This window comes from Pseudomonas sp. MS19 (assembly GCF_013277615.1).
Lineage (GTDB): Bacteria > Pseudomonadota > Gammaproteobacteria > Pseudomonadales > Pseudomonadaceae > Aquipseudomonas > Aquipseudomonas marincola.
Genome location: NZ_VBTO01000028.1, coordinates 1 through 8,754, shown reverse-complemented (window position 1 = coordinate 8,754; position 8,754 = coordinate 1). Strand labels below are relative to the sequence as shown.

The 8,754-nt window shown below is 51.7% G+C and carries 4 protein-coding genes and 1 pseudogene; 1 reads left to right on the top strand and 4 read right to left on the bottom strand.

Annotated elements, in window-relative coordinates; genetic code table 11:
- Positions 1–81: 81 nt before the first annotated feature.
- The 4 genes and pseudogenes from FEZ62_RS20590 to FEZ62_RS20575 all read right to left on the bottom strand — a co-directional run.
- Positions 82–2,442 (bottom strand): arylsulfatase, encoded by a 2,361-nt coding sequence (locus tag FEZ62_RS20590; protein WP_172929646.1) that lies wholly within the window; start codon positions 2,440–2,442, stop codon positions 82–84.
- 118 nt (positions 2,443–2,560) lie between these two features.
- Entirely contained in the window at positions 2,561–3,541 is a 981-nt protein-coding gene (locus tag FEZ62_RS20585; protein ID WP_172929645.1) for a transporter, read from the bottom strand.
- 221 nt (positions 3,542–3,762) lie between these two features.
- Complete coding sequence (locus tag FEZ62_RS20580) at positions 3,763–5,421, bottom strand: sulfatase-like hydrolase/transferase (protein ID WP_201970355.1); 1,659 nt, start codon at positions 5,419–5,421, stop codon at positions 3,763–3,765.
- A gap of 247 nt (positions 5,422–5,668) precedes the next feature.
- Positions 5,669–5,815, bottom strand: a pseudogene (locus FEZ62_RS20575) (IS5/IS1182 family transposase); the annotation flags it as partial.
- 363 nt (positions 5,816–6,178) lie between these two features.
- Between FEZ62_RS20575 and FEZ62_RS20570 the strand changes: the two are divergent.
- Positions 6,179–8,563: an arylsulfatase gene (locus FEZ62_RS20570; protein ID WP_201970354.1), complete on the top strand. Its 2,385-nt coding sequence runs from the start codon at positions 6,179–6,181 to the stop codon at positions 8,561–8,563.
- Positions 8,564–8,754 lie beyond the last annotated feature (191 nt).

Here is an 8,754-nt window from a genome sequence, read left to right as displayed (position 1 = left end):
GTGGGATTTATGGAGCGCTTACAGTGCTTCATTAAGAACGCCGACAAGTGCCGGCGTTCTTGAGTTTAGCGATGCGCGGCTTTACTCGAGCACGACTCTAACTTGTTCAATCTTGCCGTTGAACGCAAAAGGCCGTTGTTCGGCATAATCCAGCGACACAGTTGACCCGAGATCCATGCCGACATCGAAGGTCTCACTTGCGGTAAATGCCAGTGGCACTGTTTGCTTAAGCTCTGCATTGGCAACTTCTTTATCGTCCACCATAATTACCGCCGTACCAGCTTGGCCAGGGCCTGCGATACGTGTCTGCACGACAATCCGATGCTTACCAGGGCTAAGTGGTTCGGCGCTACGGACCTCATACTGTTCGACGACCAGCATGTTGTAGAGATAGACCAAGTGGCCCTTGTCCATATAGAGGGCTACACCGCCACCCGACCCGCCCAGCGCATAAAGCACACCGTTGGCATCTTTACCGACCTCAAGATCCACCTCTACCGTGTTGCTCTCGCGGCCGATACCCGGTGCAGTAAATTCAGGCATGCGCTGAGTATTAGAATTGAACTTCCAGCTGTCATAAGGCGTAGATACCCGATCCTTCGGATACATCCGCAGCCAAAGACCAGCACCCAGTGGGAAGTCTTTGTTGTCTTCGGCGAGTTTGAGGAAGTCCTGCTTCAGCGCGGCTAATTTATCCGGCATTTTCGTAGCCAGATCGTCCGCTTGAGAAAAATCTTCCTTGAGGTTGTACAACTCCCAACCATCGGTCGCAGAGTCCCAGTTGGCAATGCGTGACTTTGACGCGGGCGTATTCCATGGATAGAGCGGCCCCATTGCCCCAGCAAACCAACCATCTTTATAGATGCCACGGCTTCCGTTGTTATCAAAGAATTGAACATTCTTCTGGGTATCTGCCTTGGAATCACTGAAGGTGCTTGCCATGCTTGTACCGTCGATAGGGATCTGTTCGTAACCGTTGACCGTTTTCGGAGGGGTTATATGCAGCAGGTCATACAGAGTCGGCGCAATGTCGGTGACATGGCTGAACTGGCTGCGAAATGTCTTGTCCGCCTTGATGCCCTTAGGCCAGGAAACCACCAGCGGGTTGCGCGTGCCACCAAAATAGGAGCCGAGCAATTTAGTGCCCTTGAACGGAGTAGAACCAGCCCATGCCCAGCCTGCATGATACATATTGTCTGTCTTAGAGGTGCCCAGCGCATCAAGGCCGCCTATACGGTTGAGGGCCGTAATCTGCTGTTCAACTGTCGTTGGGATGCCGTTTTGTGCCAACAGTTCGCTGATAGAGCCTTGCTGACCTTCTGCACTTGAGCCGTTGTCACCAAAAATGTAGAAGATCAGCGTATTTTCACGCAGCCCGCGCTGCTCCAACCCATCGACCAAACGACCAACTTGCGTGTCCGTGTGCTCAACATAACCCGCGAAAACTTCCATAAGACGCTGCTGAAACGCGCGTTGATCCTCTGGAATATCTGCCCATGCTTGTAGTGTGTCCTCTCGCTTGGTTAGCTCAGTACCGGGCGGTATGACGCCCAACTCCAACTGACGCTTAAACACTCGCTCGCGGTAAGCATCCCAGCCGTCGTTGAATTTACCTTTGTATTTTTCACTCCACTCTGGAAAAACATGATGAGGGCCATGCACCCCACCCGGAGCCCAATACATGAAAAACGGCTTATCTGGACTGTACGACTCATGCTTGTCGAGCCACACCAGAGCCTTATCAACCATGTCCTCAGTCAGGTGATATTTCGGGTCATTGGGCGGCTCAACGAAATTATAGTTTTCGACCAAACGCGGCTCGTATTGTGAAGTTTCACCGGCAAGAAAACCGTAGAAATACTCGAACCCATAGCCGTTGGGCCAGCGATCTTTAGGGCCCATTGCGGTTGTTTCAGTGGCCGGCGTGTTGTGCCACTTACCAAATGCCGATGTTTTGTAGCCGTACTCCTTGAGGACTTCAGCCATGGTCGCGGCTGTCTTGGGGATGACTCCGGTATAGCCATCAAATGCAACGGCCCGCTCGGCGATGGTGCCGGAGCTAACACGAGTATGATTACGCCCAGTAAGCAAGGCTGCGCGCGTCGGCGAACAGATGGACGTGGTATGAAAAGTGTTGTAGCGAATTCCCTCATCAGCCAGCCGACTGAGGGTGGGGGTATGAACCTCACCACCGAAAGTATCCGAGACGCCAAATCCAACATCATCGAGCATCACGATCAATATGTTGGGGACATCTTTAGGTAAATGTTCTGCTGGTGCCGGCCACTTCATAGTGGAGTCCTGCAAACGTGGTTTTGCCACGCTTTGCATTGGCTCCGGGGGAAATGGCAGTACCGAGCCATCAGTTGGTGTACTCGCAAACGCAGGCAATCCAAAGCTCGCGAAAACGGCAGTCAACAAACCACGTTTCATACTGAGCATCGCCAACTCTCCTTGTAATTAAATTAGATGAACAGACCTGTCGAGCTATGAGCGCACCATGTAGTCACAGAGGCCGTTCTTATTTATGTATTATTAAGTATCATAACCGATCAGTAATTTACTGCTTAAAAGCCAACTTAAACAAAAGAACATCACCCTCAAGGCGATTAGTAGTGTTGAATTCGTGCAGCCATTTTAATTCAGACAACATTTCCCCGTCGCCTAAATTGCGTACATATGAAATAACCGGACCAGCACCAACGCTCTTGGCTTTGAAGTCACCGAATGTAGCGCCATCACCGCTATCACCGGTTACCTGCTTGTAGTAATAACCGGACAAACCGGCACCGGCTACACCGCCAGCGAAAGGGAAGTGCTGGGCAAACGTTGAGTCGATATGGAACTGGTTTCCCGATTTGTAATCGGTTTTATCGTTCTTGGTATTGAAATCCAATCCCACATAGACGCTTGCTTCGCGGCCATTTTTTTGGCCCATGTAGGCCACGCCAGCAGTCGGCTCAAAAGTCCAAAAGTTTTTACCCGTATTGGCTAGACGCCCTGTTTCGTAATCTCCCGTGGGCGCATAAAACGTCGTACGTAAGTTGACATTAAGATCGGGGTTCACTGTGTAATTGAGCATCAACGGCATAAGAATGATGTCACCCATGCGCGTTAGGCTATCACTACGATCCCGAGTACCAAAGTCACTCGACTCAACGCTGGCATCAACCTTGGCATCGAGTAATGGCACCGTCGTACTCATGGCGTAGTTCCAGTCACCCAACTTCCAGCCCGGTGCCCAGAGCATTGTCAGTCCGTGTGCCCAAATATCTGCACTCGCACCTGTTGTGCTAGAGCCTGCTATAGGCAAGCTAACAGAGGGGCTGACCGAACCTTTATAACGAACTAAGTTGTAGCGCACTAAAAAGGCTTTTTCCGGCGGTACAGCATCAATAAACGAAGCAATTGAGCCTGGTTGGTAGTGGCCGCTGCCACCTTCTTCAGCGTATACCGAGCCATAGGGCGCTAGCCCTAATACCAAGACTGTAATCCAATAGAATCTAAAAGACTTATTAGATTTTTTTTGTTCGACCTGCATGCCAAACCTCATTTTAACGATCAGTGTCTATAGGCCGCGCAACGCATTGAATAAATAGGTCGCTCGATCCGTGCCGAGCCAACCAGAGTCATTGGTGATGGCTCTGGTTGCGAGTACGGAAACCTCACTAAATAATAATGGATGTTTACTCGATGCTATAAGTATCAACAAAATAGCCGTTAACCGCCGCACTGTATCTGCGACGGTTTGCAATTAATCCTTCACTCGAGGCCAATTTTTTTGGGCGGATACTTTTTGAATGTCGCCGCATGTGCCTTAGCTTCAGAGACTAAAGATGCAAGCCAAGGATTAAGTCGATGGCCTAAAGGCATGGATTCTTTAGAATCGATAAACAAGTTAAACAACCACGGTGAAAGGCCTGTTTGAACTGTCGTGCTGTAGTCGATACCCATATGCGTGGCTTGCTCTTCCGTCGCCCGAAGGTGCATCTTATATTCACGTATGCGGATTGCAGCTAGGCTCGCACCTGTCCAGATATATTCAACCTCACGCTTGCTCTCACCGTTGTCGGTTAGCAGGAAAGATGCCTGATCAATGCCATCGTAATAACGATCATCCAGCAACTTGTCGCTAGCGCCAGCGAGATTCAGGCTCGTATTGAACAAGTCCATGAGGTCAAATATGCCAGCACTCTCACGCGGTTTGATCATGCCCTTCCAGTAGGCAATGCCCGGTACCCGCACACCACCTTCCCACGAGGAACCTTTTCCACCACGGAATGGAGTCGTGCCCGAGTCAGGCCAACTGTCCATCTGCGGGCCATTATCTGAGGTAATAAATATGAATGTATTTTCCAGCACCCCAGCTTTATCAAGCGAGTCGACAATGCGACCTACGAGCGTATCGACTTCGACAACGTTGTCTTTGAAAGGGTATTTGCTCGCGCTGCTGCCGCGAAACTTCTTGCTGGCGTGATTATCCGCATGAACGCGCATAAAATTATGCGCGATAAAGAAGGGCTGATCCGTTTTTGCCAGTGCCTGAATGCGCTCGATGGTGAAGTTGGCTAGCGTCTGGTCAGCCTCAGAGAACTGCTCGACACTGGTAGTTTTCTCAACCACCTTCTCACCTTTACCTTTGGCACCGTAATACATATCAATTTTGCCGCCGAGCTTCTTGAAGCGGCCTAGTTTCTCAGAGTCATAGACCAGATCTGGATAACGCCCACCGTCAAACTGCTGAGTCAGTTCTTTTTGCGAAGCGTAATAGCCTTGGAACTCATCGAATCCAACTTCCCAAGGCCGCATTCCTTCAAGTTCACCTGTGTGCCATTTACCGGTCAATACCGTGTGATAACCGGAATCTGAGAGCAACTCAGCAACACTATGCTCATCGGCCCATGGGTTTTTAGTGACTTTATCGCCAGCAAGAATTGGACGAATTAAACCGGTACGCACCGGCAGGCGACCGATCATCATTGCTGAACGGGTTGGCGTACAGGTAGGCTGCGAATAAGTGGACGTCAGTGCCAAACCGTTGGCCGCAATACGGTCCATTTGAGGCGTGGCTGCACCGATCTGCGCACCTCCACCCCAAGGCCCGCCAACATCGCCGAAGCCCAAGTCATCAACTACCAACCAGAGGATATTTGGCCGCTTCCCAGATTTTTTATACAAGGCGTCAAGCTTCTCGTCAGCCACCTTATCTTGCTCAGGGCGCGGGATAGCAGGCTGCATGTTGTCCTTCTGGACTACTGCCCGACTGAGTTCCGAGGCAGGGAAAGCCATATTTGCAGAGGATGGAGAGGTCTCATCGGCCAAGGCCTGTGATGTGAGAACTATCGCTGAGCACAGGACTATGCCGCGCAGGGCGAATGTGGATCGATTGATCATACGTTTATCCTTGTATTTTTTATCCATTTTTACGCCTAGCAGAATATCCGTAGAACGACAAAGGGCGCTGATCTATCGCTTGCAGGATTGTGGGTACTCAGAACAGTCAGCCTAGGCTAAAGCTGCGAAAAATAAAGATAGGCCCACCTAGGGATGCTCTGAAATAGTCATGTATTTCTGGCGAACTTCAGACCCAGCCGATTTTGAAAGCGGAAAAACGATCAGTTCACCTGCTCATTTCTGTGTTCTTAGCCTCGCCGCGGCCATTTCCACATTACAGACGCACCTCTCCTGCATTCGTCAGTAAATGTCGGCGCGCCATCCACAGGTTCGACAGAGCAAACAGCGTCACCAACTGCGCCGTGTTCTTCGCCAGGCCACGGAAGCGCGTCTTCACATAACCGAACTGGCGCTTGATCACCCATTGCGGCCCTTGACGAGCGGCACAATTCGCCCAAAAGAAGCCATTCGATGCGTTTAGAAAGTCAGGAGTGATTCACTATCATTTCGCCGGATGCTGAGACTATTCAATCTGGGAAGCTATGGTGCGTTTCTGGATATGACAATAAATTGGACTATGCTGCGCTAAGCATGAATCGTCCTGAGCTTCTTAACTTGAGCCATATATCAGATCGCATCATGGTTGTGCTAATACAGGACTTAAATTGCATATTGCGTCAGGACTTCACCATTACCAAAGGAGCCGGGAATGCATTACATAAAGAACATTAAACCCACCACGATTAGTAGACTTTCAGTGGCCTTTGGGCTTTGCACCTTAGCTATGCTGGGTACTTCAACCAGTGTAAGTGCTGAGGAGTGGCCAGATCGACGTCACATCCCTATTGAGCCATATCAGAAGGTTGGCAAACTGGCACCATCTGTCGGTGCGTCGGACAAGATTGATTGGCCCGTCGAAATTGCAGCACCCGAGGGCGCGCCCAACGTACTGCTCGTGCTGATGGATGATGTTGGCTATGGCGCGACTGAGTCGTTTGGCGGTGCGATTCCCACTCCGACCTTGGACCGAGTGGCCAAAGCCGGCCTGCGCTTCAATAGCTTTCACACCACCGCAGTGTGCTCATCGTCCCGCGCTTCGTTGATTACTGGCCGTAACCACCATGTGGCGTCGACTGGCATCATCATGGAGTTCTCCACGCCGTACCCTGGCTACAACAGTCTGGTTTCGCGCAGTGTGGGCACCATCGGCGAAATTCTTACGGATAACGGCTACGGCACATCATGGTTTGGCAAAAACCATAACGTGCCCGACTGGCAAACCTCGCCTGCTGGCCCCTACAACCTCTGGCCGACTGGGTTGGGTTTTGAATATTTCTATGGCTTCCTCGGTGCTGATGCTCACCAGTTCCGCCCGGCGGTCTACGAAAACATCACTCCTGTAGACCCCTATATTGGCCGCGAAGATACCTACCACTTTGATGCGGATATGGCCGACCATGCCATCAAATGGATGCATACGCAGAAGTCGGTATCGCCGAATAAACCCTTCTTTGCGTATTACGCGCCGGGCACCGCGCATGCGCCACACCATGCTCCGAAGGAGTGGGTAGACAAGTTCAAGGGCAAGTTCGACATGGGCTGGGACAAGTTGCGTGAAGCTACCTTCGCGCGGCAGAAAGAGATGGGCATCATCCCTAAGGATGCCGTACTCAATCCGACCCCCAAAGATTACAAGCGCTGGGATGACCTGACTCCGGACATGAAGCGCGTCACCGCTCGCCAGATGGAAGCCTATGCGGCGGCGCTAGCCCACGCTGACTACCAGGTGGGCCGCGTGCTCGATGCCATCGAGGCGATGGGTGAGACGGACAATACGCTGGTCATTTACATCATGGGCGACAACGGTTCCAGCGCTGAAGACCCGACTGGTCACGGCATGACCAGTGAGCTGGCAACACTCGGCAATGGCATCGTAGATCGCCCAGAGTTTATGGTGGAGAACATAGATAAGTTCGGCACCATGTGGTTCCAGAACCACTACTCGCATGGCTGGGCGCATGCCATGAATACGCCATTCCAGTGGGACAAGAAAATTGCCTCGCACCTAGGTGGCAGTCGCACCGGCATGGCCATGTCCTGGCCGGGTCATATCAAGGAGCCAGGTGGCATCCGTGATCAGTTCACCCACATCACTGACATCGTGCCGACTATTCTTGAAGCTTCAAAAATTCCGGCCCCGGAAACGGTTAACGGCTTCAAGCAAGTGCCTATGAACGGTGAGAGCTTGCTCTATACCCTCAACGACGCCGATGCCAAGGAGCGCCACACCACTCAGTACTTTGAAATTATCGCGAACCAGGCTATCTACCATGACGGCTGGATGGCCAATACCACGCCTATGCGTCTGCCTTGGCAGGGTCGTGGGCCGACCAATCCTGACCCGTTCAATGATTACAAGTGGGAGCTGTACAACCTTAAGGATGACTTCACCCAGTCGAAGAACCTTGCTGCCGAGAACCCAGAGAAGCTGGCAGAGATGCGTAAGATTTTTGAGTCGGAAGCGAATAAAAACCAGGTTTTCCCGCTGGATGATCGCTACATCGAGCGGGTAGACCCACAGAACCGCCCGCAGCCTAACAAGGGTCGCACTCAATTCGTTTACTTCGACCACACCACGCGCATCACCGAAGCGATGGCTGCAGATATGAAGAACAAGTCGTTCTCCATTACCGCAGACGTCACCGTACCGGAGGGTGGTGGCAAAGGCATCATCATGACTCAGGGCGGCTGGTTTGGCGGCAATGTGCTGATGCTGTTGGATGGCAAGCCAACCTACGCCTACGCCTTGTCCCACTACCCAGAACACAAGTTCCGCGTGCAATCGCCAAGCAAGTTGGCGCCAGGCAAGCACCAGATCGTTCTCGACTTCGCTTACGACGGTGGCGGTGCAGGCAAGGGCGGCCTAGCGACGATGACGATAGACGGCAAAGAAGTTGCCAAAGGCCGGATTGATCGCACCGTTCCTGCACGCGTGTCACTGGATGAGACGCTTGATATCGGTGAAGACACGGGCACGCCGATCGTGCAGGACTATAAAGTGCCATTCCGCTTTAACGGTGAAATCGGCAAAGTGGTCATAGACATTAAACCAGTGGTCGATACAGTTGCCAGCGTGCAAGTGGGGCCAGCAGGAACACGTATAGACTGATCCGCCTGATTGCTCTCCGGCACCTCAGGAGAGCAATTTCTTAATCTGATACACGTGTGAAGTGTCAAGCTGCAAGCCATTGCAGTCGGTATGCAAAGTTCAAACGGAAAGGGTATCAACCTAACCTCTAAAGCCATATGCAGAACTCTGAATGACCTTGCGTTGTATAAACACATCGAATGTCTGCAATT

Bases quoted from the DNA above. Each gene is read 5' to 3' on its own strand.
- FEZ62_RS20590 (WP_172929646.1), bottom strand. From the start codon at position 2,442: ATGCTCAGTATGAAACGTGGTTTGTTGACTGCCGTTTTCGCGAGCTTT.
- FEZ62_RS20585 (WP_172929645.1), bottom strand. From the start codon at position 3,541: ATGCAGGTCGAACAAAAAAAATCTAATAAGTCTTTTAGATTCTATTGG.
- FEZ62_RS20580 (WP_201970355.1), bottom strand. From the start codon at position 5,421: ATGGATAAAAAATACAAGGATAAACGTATGATCAATCGATCCACATTC.
- FEZ62_RS20570 (WP_201970354.1), top strand. From the start codon at position 6,179: ATGCTGGGTACTTCAACCAGTGTAAGTGCTGAGGAGTGGCCAGATCGA.